The sequence below is a fragment of the Pseudomonas sp. B21-015 genome, assembly GCF_024749285.1.
Classification (GTDB): Bacteria; Pseudomonadota; Gammaproteobacteria; order Pseudomonadales; family Pseudomonadaceae; genus Aquipseudomonas.
On record NZ_CP087196.1, the window covers coordinates 4,501,700 to 4,519,056 of the forward strand.

A 17,357-nucleotide genomic window follows, 5' to 3' on the forward strand; every position below is an offset into this window, starting at 1 on the left:
ATAGCGAGCGCACTTGGCAGAGAGCAACGGGCAATGCCTGACGGATACAAAAACCTGTATCGAGGCGCCTGCGATGATTTAGCGATTTCCCCTACACCAAACACCTCCTTTCCTGACTTCTTTCCTTTTTGATCCCCCGCAAAGTCTCTCGCTCCAAATTAATCGGCGCGAGGGATTGCGAATGTTCGAACCTGACAAGGTCCTGGCCTTGAACAACGCCATCGGCCTGCTGGTGGTCGCCGCCATGAACCCCGAGCAGCCGGACGTCGAAGCGCTGCTCGGTGATTTCCGACTCTGCCTCAACGACTACGAGGCCTGGGCGGAAAACTTCTGGACCGCTGGCGCGCTGAACGTCGAGCAAGTGTTCAAGGTCGGCAACGAAGTCCGGCTCAGCGCGCCGAAGGACTCCACCGTTCCTGTCAGCTCGACGCTTGCCATGTGCCCGGCCAGTGGTCCGTTGACCCTGGTGCATATGTTTGAAGCCGCGCGTTTCGTGCCGATCGGCGATACGCCGGTGATGCTCGAGCCGGTTATCTCGCAGCGCAATGGTGAACTGATCTTCGGTGAGCCCGTCCACGCAACCATCGGCCCCAGCGGCATTCTCGAAATCCCCGAATGCTGGCGTGGCCATCGCTATCGCATCACCTTCTTTCCCAATGTCTCCACTGAACACGTCAAAGCGCTCTACGCCTCCTATCAAAGCGTGATCGGCGAGCTGGAAGGCTGGTTGCGCAATGAATGGACGAGCGAATTCGAACCTTTGTGGGCGGGGTTTTCCGAGGCAGGGTTCACCCAGCGCTACGGCTTGCTGCAACAGGCTGACTGGCGCGGCTTCGAGCATTCGCTGCACGGTTTGTGGGATGACGTGAAACAGGTCTACGCCCTGGTGGCAGACCTGCAAGGCAACAGCGAAAAACTCCTTGAGTACCTGACCCAAGGCGAGCTTGAGACGCTGCTGAACGCTTCGGCTGAAACCATTGCCAATGTGTTGCTGATGTTGAGCGATGAGCCATTGATGTTCATCCATCTCGCGGCGTTCACCAGTTGGCTGAGGATGTTGCCGCCGCAGTACATCGCCGAAGTCGTGGCGCAAATTCGTACGGAAATATTGATCAGCTTCCTGTTGGTACGTCTCATCGGTCCTACGGGCCTGAAGCTCGGCATGAGCGCCAAATTACTGGACAAGATCAAGTCCCCGCGGGCTCGGCAGTGGTTGGCGGCGGCCAGTTTGCGGTTGGCCGGGCTGACGGCCAAATCCGACCTGACAGCCCACGCTGGCGCGCTCAAACCGCTTGTGGTCAGCGTGCGGAATGTACCGCTGAAACCTGCACCGACGGTTCCGCTACAGATCAGCGCCGGCGTCTCACCGATTGTGCAGGTGAGCAATCCGGTTGCCATTGCTCGCGATAAATCCACAGACATGACCCGGCTGGGTCGTCACGAACCTCACGACGATGCACCGAATCAGGCAAAAAACCCCAACGGCGACAGCGCGACTTGTGTGCCGTCGACCTGCAAGAACGGGTGCCCGGTATCGATGGTCACCGGCGAAGAACTGTTGACCCTCACCGATGGTTCGCTGGACGGCATCCTGCCGTTCGACTTCACCCGGCTCTACCGCACCAGTGCCGCCGAGATCGACTGCGGCCTCGGCTTTGGCTGGAGCCATTCGCTCGCCCATCGGTTGGAAATCGACGGCGACACCGTCACCTGGATCGACCACGAAAACCGCCGCACCACGTTCCCGCTGCCGAGTGTCGAACGCCCTGCGATCCATAACAGCCTGTCGCGCGCGGCGATTTATCTGGGCGATGCACCCGAAGAGCTGATCCTCGCCCAGGCTGGCGACGACACGCGTTTCTACCACTTTCACAACGGCTGGCTGACGGCGATCAGCGATGCCTACGACAACCGATTGCGCATCACCCGCGACCGGCAGGAGCGCATCCAGCGCCTCGACAACGGCGCCGGGCGTTCGTTGTTGTTTTGCTATGAGCGCAGGCACCTTGTGGCCGTCGAATACCAGTCGTTTCACTCCGGCGATGCCCCGGGTGAAGCCTGGCATACAGAGCAGACACTGGTTTCCTATCGCTACGACGCCCGCCAACGCTTGATCGCAGCGACCAATGCCGCAGGGGAAAACGAGCGCTACGACTACGACGACCGGCACGTCATCCTGCAGCGGCAACTGGCCGGTGGCGCGAGTTTCTTCTGGGAGTGGCAGCGGTCCGGCAAGGCGGCACGCTGCGTGCGGCATTGGGCGTCGTTCGCGCAAGTGGACACGCGCTACGCCTGGGATGACCAAGGCAGCGTCACGCTCCAGAACATCGACGGCAGCGAAGAAGTTTACGTCCATGACGACCGGGCGCGACTGGTGCGCCGGGTTGAGCTCAATGGCGGCGAACAGCTCAAGGCCTATGACGAGCAGGGTCGGTTGGTGGCCGAGCAGGATCCGCTGGGGGCCGTCACCGAATACCGCTACGACGAAGTCGGACGGCTGGTGGCGTTGATTCCACCGCAAGATGAGCCAACGACCTACGAATACCGCAACGGTTTTCTGCATGCGCGCAATCGCGGCCAAGCAGTGTGGAAATACCAGCGCAATGCTCAGGGCGATGTCACCGAGGCCACCGATCCCGATGGCCAGGCCACTCACTATCACTACGACCCTCAGGGCCGGCTGTTGTCGATCCGCTACCCGGACGCCAGTCGCCATGTATTCGTCTGGAATGCCTTGGGCCAGTTGCTTGAGGAAACACTGCCGGACGGTGGGCAACGACGCTTTTCCTACGATGCGCTGGGGCGGCAGACGACTCGTCAGGACGAACACGGTGCGGTCACCCGCTACCAATGGGACGCCGTCGGCCGACTGGTCCAGACGACATTGCCTACCGGCGCCACGCGCGCGTTCAGCTACAACGCCTACGGCAAGGTCACCGCCAAACGCGACGAGCTGGGCCGCGTCACCCGTTACGAATACGTCGACGATTTGCACCTGGTCAGCCGCCGGATCAACCCCGACGGCACCCAGCTCAAATATCGCTACGACAACGCGCAGCTGCTGCTCACGGAAATCGAGAACGAATCCGGAGAACGCTATCGGCTGGACTACACGCCCAACGGATTGATCCGACAGGAAACCGGCTTCGACGGTCGCCGCACCGCCTATGCCTATGACCTCAACGGCCATCTGCTGGAGAAAACCGAGTTCGGCGACGACGGCTCGCAGCTGGTCACGGGCTATCAACGGGATTTGGCCGGACACCTGTTGGTCAAGACCCTACCCGACGGGACTCAGATCGCGTACCGCTACGACCGCCTCGGCCGACTGACCAGCGTCGACGACGGCCACGACCACCCGCTGGAATTCGAATACGACCAACAAGACCGCCTGATCACCGAACACCAGGGCTGGGGCACCTTGCGTTATGGCTACGACGCCTGCGGCCAGCTCAACCGCCTGCGTCTGCCAGACGGCAGCAAACTCGATTACCACCACGCCAAGGGCGGCGCGCTGACCGCTATCGACCTCAATGGCACACGCCTCACCAGCCACCAATTTGTCTTCGGCCGCGAACAGCAGCGTCAACAGGGTCTGTTGCTCAGTGAATACGCCTACGACGAACAGGGTCGCCTGAAGGCCCACGCCGTCGGCCAACACCAACATCCGCTGTATCGCCGCGACTATGCCTACAGCCTCAATGGCAATCTCGACAGCATCGCCGACACCCGCCATGGCCAACGTAGCTACCAGTACGACTCGCTGAACCGCCTGATCCGCGTGCGCCACTCTCGCGATCAGCCACCGGAAAGCTTCGCCCACGACCCGGCCAGCAACCTGCTGATGCAGGACCGCCCGGGCCCGGCCACCGTCAAAGGCAACCGCCTGTTGATGCACGGCGACTGCCACTTCGATTACGACACCTTCGGCAACCTCATCCGCGAACGCCGTGGTACCAGGCAGAAACTCGTCACTGAATACCGTTATGACTGCCAGCATCGGTTGGTCGGCGTCACCATCCCGGACGGTCGTTGCTCAACTTATCGCTATGACGCTTTCGGCCGTCGCATTACCAAAACCGTCGACGGTAAAACCACCGAGTTTTTCTGGCAGGGCGACAACCTTGTCGCTGAAAGCAGTCGCGAGCACTACCGCAGCTATGTCTATGAACCCGACAGCTTCCGCCCGCTGGCGATGCTCGACGGCAAAGGCCCGCGCAAGGCCTGCCCGTTTTATTACCAACTCGACCACCTCGGCACCCCGCAAGAACTCACCGACTACAGCGGCGACATCATCTGGGCCGCTCGATACACCGCGTATGGCCGCCTCACCCGCCTCACCCGCGACACCCATCAGGTCCTCGATCAGCCGCTGCGCTTTCAAGGGCAGTATTTCGACGCGGAAACCGGCCTGCATTACAACCGGCATCGCTACTACAATCCGGATGTCGGGCGGTACCTGACGCCGGACCCGAGCAAGTTGGCGGGCGGGTTAAACGGGTATCAGTACACGCGCAATCCGGTGGGTTGGGTTGATCCGTTGGGGTTGAGTGAGTGCCCTGGGGGGGATGGGTGTAAGAAGCCGTCGTTTGGGGATGAGGAGCCGGCGGGTAAGGCTGGGGTTGATGAGGGGGATGCTCAACTTCCCTCATATACGGAGGAAAAGTATTCATATCGTGGAGATAGTCGCCATCCAGATGAAATTTTTTACCAAGGCTTTAAAACCAAGGGCGACAGCAATGACTTGCTGCTTCACTCACTTGACAGCAATAAGCCACCGAGCAATTTTGTTAGTACTTCTCCAAAAAGAGAAGTTGGAATTGATTTCGCGACTAAATTCAATATGAGAAGTGGTTTTTTGTACACCATACGAATGATTCCAGGTAGAGATCTAGTAAAGGAACTGGGGAAAAAATACAAATTCAGTAATGAAAGGGAGGTAGCAATTCAAGGTGGAGTCAAAAGAGAAGATATTCTCGGTGTCACCCCTATTGGTGCTGATGGTCGCCCCACTAGTTACACCACCTTAAATCCGAACAGGAAATAGAAAGTGGACAGCGTGGAAATTGTGATAATCAAAAACGGTAGACGCCAGATCGCGAAACTTTTCTGCGACTCGGAAGCGCTGACTATTAATTTTGTGATGGAGGATGGATATAGCAAAACTTATGCAGGAGGAGATTTTTACGAGTGCCTTGGCAATATCAGAAAGGAGCACTGCAATGTAGTTTTCCTGTGCAAAGGTGCAAAAATAAACGTACACCCTTCCAGCATGTCCTCGCAGATGTCGCTTGGAGTAAAAGCATATGAACTCACATTAGGTAAGTATGCAACAAGGAATGACCTGGTAAATATTTTTGACTATGAAGAAAATAACCTTACCAACGATCCGGAGGTTCAGCGAGACTTCTTTATGCGCTGGTTTGAATCAGATATTGAAGAGGATTAGCGGTCGAAAAAGAGATCAGGAAACTTTGAACTCCTGTGCAAACACCGAAGCCCAGCTCGACGCTGGGCTCAGTGCAACGGTAAAGAATCTGACTTCAGCCACCCGAATTACCGGTTTTATCTGCCCTGCCTCCACTCACTCCAGAACCACCTGACTCTCCAGACCCACTTCCAGAACCACTCCCCATCGAACTTCCACCATTCATCGACCCACTTCCCTCCTCCGGGCTGGTGCTACTCCCGTTGGCTTCGCCGCCATTCCCACCACCAATGGTGTCCGGTGGCAGCGCCTTCCCATCCGAAGTACCCGCATTCATTTCCGAGTAAGGTGGCATCCCCCCCTTGTCGACCGGCGCATCGCGGCCAGTAGATTGAGCAAACGCCGCCAATGAACTGATCGACAATAAGCCAACTACCGTCAGCGCTGTCAGTTTTGACCTGATCATGATGCATCTCCTTTAAAGAGTGCTTTACCTGACCTCTGGCAGTGATCGCCTTTTAAAGGTGCCGCGCAATCGACAAGCGGCGATGCACCACCGCACAGGCTTCAGCTCGGTTCACCCGAGGCGTCATCACCGGCAATGTCCGGGTCTTCCGGGTCGGCTTCCACATTCCCACGCTTCACATCATCGGCGGGCACTTGCTCCACAGCCGTGTCGTCATCGTCGGGCGGGCGCTGGTCACGGCGCAGGGAATTGGTGGGAGAAGGCAGCGGATATTCGGGGGTATCGTCGATATCGGAGTCTTTCGGGTCAGCGTTCATAACGCACCTCTCATTGGACCTGCAAAGCAGGTCCTGACCTTTCGAGGACGACACGATAGACGCGTTCGATCAGAAGGACGATTGGTCGTCCCGCCCCCAAAACCCGATCACTCGTCGTCTTCCTCGTCATACTCATCATTCTCGTAGTTGCCCACGTCGCCAGCGTCATCGGCATCGTTGAGCGGCACTGTGGCGTCGTCCATCAGAGACCCCGGATCTTCATTGCCGGGATCGTTGATCGGGCCTTCATCTTCCTTGTCTTCGGTTTCCGGGGTCATGGCATGCCTCACAACGTTCAGGTGTATATAAAGTTCGAAACGTCCTACAGCCAATCGTTCCAGAGTCCTATCGACAGAAATGAAAAACCCGGCACAGGGCCGGGTTTCTACTGTCACTCGATATCGAGTTAGCGATGCTTGTACTTATTTTTATGCTTGTGTTTGTAATTGCCGCCACCGGAATGCGAGCCGCCGCGATCATCACCCAGGCTGCTGCCCACCGCGCCACCGGCTGCACCGCCCACGCCTGCACCAATGGCCGAACCAGTGGAGCCGCCCAGGCTGTTGCCGATCACCGAACCGCCCGCCGCGCCGAGACCACCGCCAACAGCCGCTTCAGTACGACTGCCCTTGCGCGCACCGACCGCACTGCCTGCCGCACCGCCGACGCCAGCGCCCACCGCAGCTCCGGTGCTGCCGCCCAACTGCCCGCCGACTACGTTGCCCAACACACCGCCAAGACCACCGCCGACTGCAGCGTCGCCGTTGCCGGCCGCCATTGCGCCCTGAGCGACCAAAAGCCCTAGAAACACCGTGGACAATGTCAAACGCATGATATGCACCTCTAATTTCCGCATTGGGGAAGAGAACATGCCGCGGATAGCCTCAGCTGGCATCTGCGTCTGTTGAACAGCAAATCAAACACCGACTGTACGAGATTTGAGCCACATGCGGGAAAAACGTTCCAAAACGAAAAAGCCCGGCATCGAGCCGGGTTTTTTCAGCGGATCATTCAGGATCAGTGACCCTTTTTGGACAGGTTGCTGCCCACGCCGCCGCCCAATGCACCACCCAGGCCTGCGCCGATGGTGGAGCCGGTCTTGCCGCCCAGGCTGTTTCCGATCACCGAACCGCCCGCCGCGCCGACACCGCCGCCGATGGCCGCTTTGGTGCGGCTGCCTTTACGTGCGGCAACAGCGCTGCCGGCTGCGCCCGCTACGCCAGCACCAATGGCGGCACCAGTGCTGCCGCCCATTTTCTGGCCGATCACATTACCCAACGCACCACCCAAACCACCACCGAGCGCAGCCGTGCCGTCACCGGCAGCCATCGCACCTTGAGCAACCAAAAGGCCCAGAACCAGAGCAGGCAGTGTCAAACGCATCACAAGAACCTCAAAAAAAAGGGGAACGGAAAGGCCGGAAATTGAATGCTTTAGAGGAGGCAAAGTCCAGACACAAAACCGGAACAACCTCGCCATTGGCGACGGTTGGACAGCGTTTATGCAAAAGGTTTTATGACAGGCAAAAAAAAGCCCGCTGGGGAGACGGGCCAGGGTACTGCTTTCTAACGGATGAGCTGAGCCTACGTAGGCCGGTGTGAAAAGTTTGTGAAAAAACCACCAACGCTCGAAAAGTTGTAGGACATTTCTCGGCATTGCCAACGAGCCACGCTTTCAACCCTTCAAAAACAAGAAACCCCGCTCAATGGCGGGGTTCGTGCTGTTACTGGTTTACTTCCTGGAAGGCGCCCCCAGCTTGGGCATGAATTTCGATTTGGGCCCTCGGGTTCGAGGCACTGCGGATTTGATTTTGTTGATCTGGACACGGTCTTCACCGAAGCTCGGCACATAGTCCGTCTGACCACACTGCACGCAATCATTGATTGGAAACTCTGCCCCGTCGTCTTCGATATACGGCTCAGCCATATCTTCGCTCCTCTCAAAACGGGTCGATACCGGCAAGCCCTTTTTGCCTGAAAAATATCGACCACCCTGGATTTTGAGACTAGCCGGTCATTCCCAGACTTGTGATTCAGATCGTTACATGCCCGACGAATGGCCAGCACCGCGCGCCCAAGATCGGCTTACAGCGACCTACCTCAGTTTGACCGCCGTCCCGGTCACAAACACCACCACCATCCCCCCCTTGCCGGCCGGCATGCTGATCTCATAATCGAGCCCCACCACCGCATCCGCCTGAAGCGCCCGCGCCCGCTCCTTGATCTCGTCGGTCGCCTGAGTCCGCGCATCCTTCAATGCCCGCTCCAACGTCTGAGAACGCCCACCGAAAAAATCCCGCATTCCGGCGAACATATCGCGGATCACGTTAACGCCCTGCACCGACTCGGCGCTGACGATGTCCAGGTAAGCGGTGATTTGCCGGCCTTCAATGGTGTGGGTTGTGGTGGTGATCATGAGGTTTCCTTCTTCATAGAAGCGCGCATTATTCCTCGGTAGCCAGGTGATGAAAACAAAAAGCCCGGCATCAGTTGAACTGGGGATAACGACTCAAGGCAACCCGGACATCAGCGGGTGGTGGGGAGCCGACCATTCCAGCCGAGCTTTGCCGGGTCGCTGGTGGCTGCGTCGGGGAAGGTTTCAGGGGTGGCTGCGATGGCAAGTGATGACATGGCGCACATCAGCAGAGCCGTGATCGATAAGGTGAAACAACAGGAAACGGCGCTAGAATTGGGTATTAGAGCAGCTTGATCAACACCGCAGTAACGGTAGCTACCGTACCAATCAGCCCAACAGCAACTGCCACCGGATACCAAAAAGTCTCACGGGTCATCTTGCCGGCCTCGGCGTTCAGCTTGCGCTGTTCAGCGATCAGTTTGACGATCTCCACATGAACCTTTTCCAGCTCTGCCTGTTTCATGGTCATTTCCTGCATAACGTGCGTACGTCCGCTCCGGATAATGGGGGCGTCATTTGTGCTGCCCTTTGATTCATTTTGTACCCTAGAGGCGCAAAAAAAATACCCCTTCCCGAGATGGCTCATGTGAGGTGCTGAAACCTATGGAAGCACCCAACCGCCTGGCTTTCCAGCATTACTTCCCACACGCCTGGCACTTGTCCTACATCATTTTCGGACGCGCCTTTACTGATGCGCCTGAGCCAGCGGCGCCCATGATTGAAAAATCCAGACACCAGAAACCACAAAACCCCTGATTTCTCTCGAAATCAGGGGTTTTGTGTACATCGAATTTGGCGGTGAAGGAGAGATTCGAACTCTCGATACAGTTTCCTGTATACACACTTTCCAGGCGTGCTCCTTAAGCCACTCGGACACTTCACCGTATCTCGTCAAACATGTTCTGTCTGTCGAGGCGCGCTAATGTAGTCGAAAGCTTTTCTGATGGCAAATTTTTTTTGCAGAATTTTCATGCGGTTAGCGATTTAGTCGTTCCGGTGGGTGCCGTGCCATGGCAAACCCGCCAATCTCCGGCTTCGCGCCCTCTTCTATATAGAGGGGAATGCGCGGCTGGCGTGGCCGGCAACGCTTGCCGGGCGGGGAAAAGGGTGACCGGGCGGTCAGTCACGGCGCTTTACCTGACCTACAGCGGTGGGTAACGTCTGCCCTACTTTATTTGAAGGATTAGCGTCATGAGTGAGTTGATTTCCTACCATCTCGAAGACGGTATCGCGACCCTGACCTTGAGCAATGGCAAGGTCAATGCCATCTCGCCGGACGTGATTGTTGCGTTTAACGCTGCGCTGGATCGGGCGGTGGAGGATCGGGCGGTGGTGATCATTACCGGTCAGCCGGGGATTTTGTCGGGTGGTTATGACTTGAAGGTGATGACGGCCGGCCCTAACGAGGCCATGGCGCTGGTGGCTGCGGGTTCGACCCTGGCTCGTCGTCTGCTGTCGCACCCGTTCCCGGTGGTCGTGGCCTGTCCTGGGCATGCGGTGGCCAAGGGTGCATTTATTCTGTTGTCGGCCGACTACCGCATTGGTGTCGATGGCCCGTTCAGCATTGGCCTGAACGAAGTGCAGATCGGCATGACCATGCACCACGCCGGTATCGAGCTGGCCCGTGATCGTCTGCGCAAGTCGGCGTTTCATCGCGCGGTGATCAACGCCGAGATGTTCAACCCGCAAAGCGCCGTGGATGCCGGTTTCCTCGATAAGGTGGTGTCGGCCGAAGAGCTGCAAGGCGCAGCGCTGGCGGCGGCTCGTCAGTTGAAGAAGCTCAACATGATCGCCCACAAAAACACCAAGTTGAAAACGCGCAAAGCGCTGCTGGAGACGCTGGACAACGCGATCATCCTGGATCAAGAGCACATGGGTTAAGCCCGAATGCGTTGCACCGAAAAGCCCGACCGTCGTGCCGGGCTTTTTCTTGCGTGTTTGGTTTAAAACCTTACAACCGCTCTAGGCCACATCTGACCAATAAGTCGGGAACATGCACTCAAACATCGGCCATCTCCCACTTCTATAGCGGCAATTGCCGAAAACAGTGCACATCCGTACACTGCGCCACCTTTTGTCCCGGTGGGCCCTTTAAATGCTGTTTGTGTTTCGTATGCTATTGATGGGCCTGCACTTTATTCTGGCCGGTGTGCTCGGGGTGATCCTCGGTCTGTGCCGGCCGTTTAATCCGGACAACAGCCGTTTATGCGCGCGTCTGTATGCGTGGCCGGCGATGTGTATTTTGCGTTTGCGGGTGAAGGCCGACGTCGGGCCGTTGATGGATAAACCCGACAGCTGCGTGATCATCGCCAACCATCAGTCCAACTACGATCTGTTTGTGTTCGGCAATGTGGTGCCCCGCCGTACCGTGTGCATCGGCAAGAAGAGCTTGAAGTGGGTGCCGCTGTTCGGGCAATTGTTCTGGCTGGCCGGCAATGTGCTGATCGACCGCGGCAATGCGCACAAGGCACGCCAGTCGATGCTGACCACCACTCACACCTTGCAAAATGAAGACACCTCGATCTGGGTCTTCCCCGAGGGCACCCGCAACCTCGGTGAAGAGCTGCTGCCGTTCAAGAAAGGCGCGTTCCAGATGGCGATTGCCGCCGGGGTGCCGATCGTTCCGGTATGTGTCAGCAGTTACGTCAAACACATGCGATTGAACCGCTGGCGCAGTGGGAGGATTCTGATCCGTTCGCTGCCGGCGATTCCCACGGCTGGATTGAGCCTGGATGACATGCCGATGCTGATCGCCCAGTGCCGTGAGCAGATGCGCGAGTGCATCGACTCGATGGATCGGCAACTGCAAGCCGCCTGAAAGAAACCCCGCTCCCACAGGTTCCGCGTGCATTACCCGCCCTGCGCGGGTTTTCTTTTGCCTGCGAACTCTACAGATTTTGCTGACTCTCAAGCAGTAGACAAGGTTAAGCTGAAACCTGCCTGGCACCGCCAGTCTTTACCAATAGAAAGCGGCCAATAAGAAGTGAATTACCATCATGGGTAGAGTCGTTGCTGCTGCGGTTTACAGCGCCGGTAAAAAAGTCACCAACATTACCCTCGACGAAGGCGCTGCCTGGGCTGCCAAGCCTGGCCACTTTGTGTGGATCGGCCTCGAAGAGCCGAACGCTCAGGAGTTGTTCAACCTGCAACGCCAGTTCAACCTACACGAACTGGCCATCGAAGACGCTCTGGAAAAACACAGTCGACCGAAGCTGGAAACCTTCGGCGATGCACTGTTTATCGTCACGTATTCGCCGATCCGCAATGAAGGCAAATTGCAGTTCATCGAGACGCATATCTTCGCCGGCAAGGGCTACATCATTACTGCACGTAACGGTCATTCCGCGTCCTACGCCCATGTCCGACAGCGTTGTGAGGCGCGGCCTCTGTTGCTGGAGCATGGGGAAGATTTCGTACTCTATGCCATCCTCGATTTCGTGATTGAAAACTACCAGCCGATGGGCGAAGCGATCCATGCCGAGATCGATGAACTGGAAAGCAATGTCATCTGCGGTTCCCTGAACGAGCGTGACATCCAGAAACTCCACGGCCTGCGCCGCGATGTATTGCGCTTGCGCCGGTATGCGGCACCGATGGTGGAGATCGGTGAGGAACTGCAAAAGCTGAGCTTTCCGTTTATCGACAAAAACATGCGCCCGTATTTCCGCGATGTGCAGATTCATGTCACGCGGCAGATGGAAGATCTGACGACCCTGGCAGACATTGCCAGCCAGACCATCGAGGTCGGGGTGTTGCTGGAGGCGTCACGGCAAAGCGTGGTGCAGCGCAAGTTTGCCGCGTGGGCGGCGATTCTGGCGTTTCCGACGGCGGTGGCCGGGATTTACGGGATGAACTTCCAGAACATGCCGGAGTTGAGTTGGCATTACGGGTATTTCGCGGTGCTGGGGTTTATCACCGTTGGGTGCGTCGGTTTGTGGGCGAGTTTCAAGCGGTCGGGGTGGTTGTAAGGCCGTGTGTTTTCGGTGAGAAACGGTTGCCCCCATTCGCGAGCAAGCCCGCACACATTGGATCTGTGTACGACGAAGATCCAATGTGTGCGGGCTTGCTCGCGAAGCTTTTAGCTTTTAGCTTTTAGCTTTTAGCTTTTAGCCGCTTCACCCTCAGGCTTGTGCGCCACAAACCGCATCATCCACTCCGCAACGGTGGCGCCATGGTGTGGATGCTCCAGGCTCGCCACGCCCTTCTGATAAACCTGTTCGCCCAGATGTTGCTGACGGATTTCCAGCAGCGCCCGTGAGTAATCGTGAATGAACTCCGGATGCCCCTGGAAGCACAGCACTTGATCGTTGATGTGGTACGCGGCGAACGGGCAGAAATCGCTCGAGGCAATCACCGTAGCGTTTTCCGGTAGCGCGGTGACCTGATCCTGGTGGCTGATCAGCAACGTCAGCTCTTCCCTCACCGGGCTCATCCACGGCGCCTTGGCCGCGAGTTTGTAATTGTGGGTGCCGACGCCCCAGCCCTGGGTCGCCCGCTCGCTCTTGCCGCCCAATAGCAGCGCCAGCAGTTGATGGCCGAAGCACACGCCCAGCAGTTTGTCGCCACGTTCGTAGCGCTTGAGCAGGTACGTCTTGAGGGTTTGAATCCACGGATCGGTGCCAAAGGAATCGGCCTTGCTGCCGGTGACCAGATACGCATCGAAGGTCAGGTCATCGCTGGGATAATCGCCCTGCATCACGTTGTACACGGTGAATTCGGCCGCGATGGGTTGCTGCGAAAACAGACGCTGGAACATCTGCCCGTAACCCTGATATTGATCGACCAGTTCCGGACGCAGGATGTCGGTTTCCAGAATGCAGATGCGTAACGACATAAAAAATACCTGACACATGAAGGGAATAATGCACACCCGAGAGCCTGCCTCGAAACACGGTGGCAAGGCAAGCCCCGGAGCGCGTCATCGGTCCCTTAGAACGTCCCCTTAGAACAAGGCGTTTTTGGCGGCTTTCTCCAGCAGCAGCGCGGGCGGCGTGAAGCGCTCGCCGTACTGCTCGGCCAGGTACTGGGCGCGGGCGACGAAGTCTTTCACGCCGTACTGGTTGATGAATTGCAACGCACCGCCGGTCCAGGCCGCGAAGCCGATGCCAAAGATCGAGCCGACGTTGGCATCCGCCGTCGAGGTCAGCACGCCCTCCTCCATACAACGCACGGTTTCGATGGCTTGCACGAACAGCAGCCGATCGCGCACATCCTGCGGCGAAATCTGCCCGTCGGCTTTCTCGAAACGGGTTTTCAACTCTGGCCACAGATGTTTCTGCCCGGCCGCCGGGTAATCGTAGAAACCTCCTCCAGCGGCCTTGCCCGGACGCTTGTATTCCTTGAGCAGCAAGTCAATCACGGCGAACGCCGGGTGCTCAATCAGCGGTTTCCCTTCCGCTTGCAGGTCTTGGGCGGTTTGCTGGCGGATATGGCTCATGAGGCTGAGGGAAACTTCGTCGGAGATCGCCAGAGGCCCGACAGGCATGCCAGCCTTGCGCGCTTCGGTCTCGATCATCGGCGCGCTCACCCCTTCACCGAGCATGGCAATACCTTCATTGGTAAAGGTGCCGAATACCCGCGAGGTGAAGAAACCGCGACTGTCGTTGACCACAATCGGGGTTTTCTTGATTTGCAGGACGAAATCGAACCCGCGAGCCAGGGTTTCAGCACTCGTGTGGGCGCCTTTGATGACTTCCACCAGCGGCATTTTCTCCACGGGACTGAAGAAATGCAGGCCGATGAATTTCGTCTGGTCCGGCACGGCGGTGGCCAGGCCGCTGATCGGCAAGGTCGAGGTGTTGGAAGCAATGACCGCGTCCGGGCCGACAACTGCTTGTGCCGCCGATGAGACTTTGGCTTTCAGTTCGCGATCTTCAAACACCGCTTCAATGATCAAATCGCAACCGGCCAGGTCCGCATCGGTTTCGGTGGCATGGATTCGCGCCAGAATCGCCTCGCGCTGCTCCCGGCTCATCTGACCACGGGTGACTTGCTTGTCCAGCAGCGCCGCCGAGTGGGCCTTGCCCTTCTCTGCCGCAGCGAGGTTGATGTCTTTGAGCACCACGTCGATGCCGGCCGAGGCGCTGACAAACGCGATGCCCGCGCCCATCATCCCGGCGCCAAGCACGCCGACTTTTTTCGTCACGTAAGGCGCGACGCCTTGGGGCCGCGAGCCACCGGCATTGATCTCATTGAGCTGGAACCAGAAAGTGCCGATGAGATTTTTCGACACCTGGCCGGTGGTCAGTTCGGTGAAGTAGCGGGTTTCGATCAGGTGCGCCGTGTCGAAATCCACTTGGGCGCCTTCCACCACGGCGCAGAGGATTTTCTCCGGCGCAGGCAGGCAACCCTGGGTTTTGCTGCGCAGGATCGACGGCGTGATGGCCAGCATCGCCGCGAGCTTCGGATCCGACGGCGTGCCGCCAGGAATCTGATAACCCTTCACGTCCCAGCGCTGCACAGCGACCGGGTGAGCGACAATCCACGCCCGCGCCTTGGCCATCAGCTCATCGCGATCGGCGGCCAACTCGTCGATCAACCGCGCCTGCAACGCCTGTTGCGGACGGATTTTTTTGCCTTCGAGCAGGTATGGCAGGGCTTTTTCAATGCCCAGCATGCGGACCATGCGCACTACCCCGCCGCCGCCCGGCAACAGGCCAAGAGTGACTTCCGGCAGGCCAAGCAGCACCGACGGATTGTCCAGCGCCACACGGTGATGGCACGCCAGGCAGATTTCCCAACCACCGCCGAGCGCCGCGCCGTTAATGGCGGCAACTACCGGTTTGCCGAGGGTTTCCAGGGTACGCAGTTGGCCCTTGAGGGTCAGCACCTTGTCGTAAAAGGCTTTGGCTTCGGGTTTGCCGACCTTGATCAGTTCATTGAGGTCGCCGCCGGCGAAGAAGGTTTTTTTGGCCGAGGTGATGATCACACCGGCAATCGCATCCTTGTCGGCGACCAGGCGCTCGACGCAGGTGGCCATGGCCTCGCGGTAGACCGCGTTCATGGTGTTGGCGCTCTGGCCCGGCATGTCGATGGTCAGGACGACGATCTGGTCCTGACCCTTTTCGTAACGGATGGCTTGGGTCATGGCAATTTTCCTTGAGTCGGATTTTCTTAAAGTCAGGCTCAGAGGCGTTCGATGATGGTGGCAATGCCCATGCCGCCGCCGACACACAATGTCGCCAGACCATAGCGCAGGCGCCGGGTTTCCAGTTCATCGAGCAGCGTGCCGAGAATCGCGCAGCCGGTGGCGCCGAGCGGGTGGCCCATGGCGATGGAACCGCCGTTGACGTTGACCCTGTCCGGGTCGATGGCCATGTCTTTGATGAACTTGAGCACGACCGAGGCGAACGCTTCGTTGACTTCGAACAGGTCGATGTCTTCGACCCGCAGCCCGGCCTTGGCCAGTGCCTTGCGGGTGGCCGGCGCCGGGCCGGTGAGCATGATGGTCGGGGCGGTGCTGGTGACGGCCGTGGCGACGATCCGCGCCCGTGGCTGCAAGCCCAGCGCCCGGCCACAAGCTTCGGAGCCGATCAGCATCAGCGCCGCGCCATCGACGATCCCGGAACTGTTGCCCGGCGTGTGAACGTGGTTGATCCGCTCGACCTGGCTGTAAACCCGCAATGCCGTGGCGTCAAAGCCCATTTGCCCGATCATTTCGAAGCTCGGCTTGAGCTTGCCCAAGCCTTCCATGGTCGATTCGGCGCGAATGAACTCATCGTGATCGAGCAGGATGATGCCGTTCTGGTCCTGCACCGGCACCAGCGACTTGTTGAACGAACCGTTCGCCCGCGCCCGTGCAGCCTTCTGCTGGGAGTGCAGCGCGAAAGCATCGACGTCCTGACGGCTGAAGCCTTCAATCGTGGCGATCAGGTCGGCGCCCACGCCCTGGGGCGTGAAATGGTTGTGCAAATTGGTTTCCGGGTCCAGCGCCCAAGCGCCGCCATCGCTGCCCATGGGTACGCGGGACATCGACTCGACGCCACCGACCACCACCAGATCTTCGAAGCCGGAACGCACTTTCATCGCGCCCAGGTTCACCGCTTCCAGCCCCGACGCGCAGAAGCGATTGAGCTGCATCCCGGCCACACTGACGTCCCAATCGGCCACCTGGGTGGCGGTCTTGGCGATGTCGGCCCCCTGATCGCCGATGGGCGTCACACAGCCGAGCACCACGTCATCGACCTGACTGGTGTCCAGGGACGTGCGCCGCTGCAACGCCCTCAGCAGCCCGGCCACCAGGTTCACAGGTTTGACGCTGTGCAACGCGCCATTGGCTTTGCCTTTGCCACGGGGCGTGCGTAACGCGTCGAATATCAAGGCTTGGGTCATGACGTCCTCGAACCTGGTGGTGAATGGAAATCAAAGGATCAAAAGATCGCAGCCTTCGGCGGCTCCTACGGGAGGCCGCGAGATTCTGATCTTTATGCATTCACCTTATGCCGAGCAGCCGTGGATTCAATGACCACAGTGCTCACTGGCGTTGACGGTCACGCTCAGACGAACGGTAGTCAGCTACCGGATTAACCGATTCATGTCACCAAGCTGTCTAGCCAACGGGCGCCCAAGTAGCTGGCCATAGGCCTCATGCCTTTTTAACAGCAACTAGTGCCAATCCCATACGAAATGGATCTAAGCCAAGCGTGACGCGGGCCCTAATGTAAACCTGTACGAAGTTGTCGTCGGGTTTTGCCGAGGCACTCGTCCAACAAGGAAGTGCAGCGCTCTGCCG

General features: G+C 58.3%; 16 protein-coding genes and 1 tRNA gene. 5 read left to right on the forward strand and 12 right to left on the reverse strand.

The features are described 5' to 3' along the window. Positions 1–181 precede the first annotated feature (181 nt). Both LOY38_RS20480 and LOY38_RS20485 read left to right on the forward strand, forming a co-directional pair. Positions 182–5,047 carry an RHS repeat-associated core domain-containing protein gene (locus LOY38_RS20480; protein ID WP_258696800.1) on the forward strand — a complete coding sequence of 1,622 codons (4,866 nt, stop codon included), beginning with the start codon at positions 182–184 and terminating at the stop codon, positions 5,045–5,047. 3 nt (positions 5,048–5,050) lie between these two features. After that, entirely contained in the window at positions 5,051–5,449 is a 399-nt protein-coding gene (locus LOY38_RS20485) for a hypothetical protein (protein WP_258696801.1), read from the forward strand. Between the two features lie 94 nt (positions 5,450–5,543). Here the strand turns inward: LOY38_RS20485 and LOY38_RS20490 are convergent, their stop codons facing one another. From LOY38_RS20490 to LOY38_RS20530, 9 genes are all read right to left on the reverse strand, one after another. After that, positions 5,544–5,894 carry a hypothetical protein gene (locus LOY38_RS20490; protein WP_258696802.1) on the reverse strand — a complete coding sequence of 117 codons (351 nt, stop codon included), beginning with the start codon at positions 5,892–5,894 and terminating at the stop codon, positions 5,544–5,546. A 101-nt stretch (positions 5,895–5,995) separates the two neighbouring features. Further along, complete coding sequence (locus LOY38_RS20495; RefSeq protein WP_258696803.1) at positions 5,996–6,211, reverse strand: hypothetical protein; 216 nt, start codon at positions 6,209–6,211, stop codon at positions 5,996–5,998. A gap of 107 nt (positions 6,212–6,318) precedes the next feature. Further along, a complete protein-coding gene (locus LOY38_RS20500; protein WP_258696804.1) occupies positions 6,319–6,489 on the reverse strand; it encodes a hypothetical protein in 171 nt (56 codons plus the stop codon). Between the two features lie 128 nt (positions 6,490–6,617). Next, positions 6,618–7,043 carry a glycine zipper domain-containing protein gene (locus LOY38_RS20505; protein WP_258696805.1) on the reverse strand — a complete coding sequence of 142 codons (426 nt, stop codon included), beginning with the start codon at positions 7,041–7,043 and terminating at the stop codon, positions 6,618–6,620. A gap of 185 nt (positions 7,044–7,228) precedes the next feature. Further along, entirely contained in the window at positions 7,229–7,594 is a 366-nt protein-coding gene (locus tag LOY38_RS20510) for a hypothetical protein (protein ID WP_008072998.1), read from the reverse strand. Between the two features lie 348 nt (positions 7,595–7,942). After that, positions 7,943–8,137, reverse strand: a complete 195-nt coding sequence (locus LOY38_RS20515; RefSeq protein WP_258696806.1) for a hypothetical protein — start codon at positions 8,135–8,137, stop codon at positions 7,943–7,945. A gap of 168 nt (positions 8,138–8,305) precedes the next feature. Further along, positions 8,306–8,626 carry a YbjQ family protein gene (locus tag LOY38_RS20520; RefSeq protein WP_258696807.1) on the reverse strand — a complete coding sequence of 107 codons (321 nt, stop codon included), beginning with the start codon at positions 8,624–8,626 and terminating at the stop codon, positions 8,306–8,308. Between the two features lie 280 nt (positions 8,627–8,906). Continuing rightward, the gene (locus tag LOY38_RS20525) at positions 8,907–9,089 is read right to left on the reverse strand and encodes a hypothetical protein (RefSeq protein WP_258696808.1); all 183 of its coding nucleotides are present in this window, start codon (positions 9,087–9,089) and stop codon (positions 8,907–8,909) included. 330 nt (positions 9,090–9,419) lie between these two features. Continuing rightward, a tRNA-Ser gene (locus LOY38_RS20530) sits at positions 9,420–9,509 on the reverse strand. A 308-nt stretch (positions 9,510–9,817) separates the two neighbouring features. On the opposite strand from LOY38_RS20530, the gene LOY38_RS20535 reads away from it, so the two are divergent. The 3 genes from LOY38_RS20535 to LOY38_RS20545 all read left to right on the forward strand — a co-directional run bounded on the left by LOY38_RS20535 (position 9,818) and on the right by LOY38_RS20545 (position 12,594). Then, complete coding sequence (locus LOY38_RS20535; protein WP_258696809.1) at positions 9,818–10,507, forward strand: crotonase/enoyl-CoA hydratase family protein; 690 nt, start codon at positions 9,818–9,820, stop codon at positions 10,505–10,507. A gap of 214 nt (positions 10,508–10,721) precedes the next feature. Beyond that, entirely contained in the window at positions 10,722–11,444 is a 723-nt protein-coding gene (locus LOY38_RS20540) for a 1-acylglycerol-3-phosphate O-acyltransferase (protein ID WP_258696810.1), read from the forward strand. Between the two features lie 178 nt (positions 11,445–11,622). Continuing rightward, positions 11,623–12,594, forward strand: coding sequence for a magnesium and cobalt transport protein CorA (locus tag LOY38_RS20545; protein ID WP_258696811.1), 972 nt, complete (start codon positions 11,623–11,625; stop codon positions 12,592–12,594). A 131-nt stretch (positions 12,595–12,725) separates the two neighbouring features. Here LOY38_RS20545 and LOY38_RS20550 read toward each other — a convergent pair whose 3' ends face one another. The 3 genes from LOY38_RS20550 to LOY38_RS20560 all read right to left on the reverse strand — a co-directional run bounded on the left by LOY38_RS20550 (position 12,726) and on the right by LOY38_RS20560 (position 16,957). Beyond that, positions 12,726–13,460 (reverse strand): amidotransferase, encoded by a 735-nt coding sequence (locus tag LOY38_RS20550; protein WP_258696812.1) that lies wholly within the window; start codon positions 13,458–13,460, stop codon positions 12,726–12,728. 108 nt (positions 13,461–13,568) lie between these two features. After that, a complete protein-coding gene (locus LOY38_RS20555; RefSeq protein ID WP_258696813.1) occupies positions 13,569–15,713 on the reverse strand; it encodes a 3-hydroxyacyl-CoA dehydrogenase NAD-binding domain-containing protein in 2,145 nt (714 codons plus the stop codon). 38 nt (positions 15,714–15,751) lie between these two features. Continuing rightward, positions 15,752–16,957: an acetyl-CoA C-acetyltransferase gene (locus LOY38_RS20560; RefSeq protein WP_258696814.1), complete on the reverse strand. Its 1,206-nt coding sequence runs from the start codon at positions 16,955–16,957 to the stop codon at positions 15,752–15,754. Positions 16,958–17,357 lie beyond the last annotated feature (400 nt).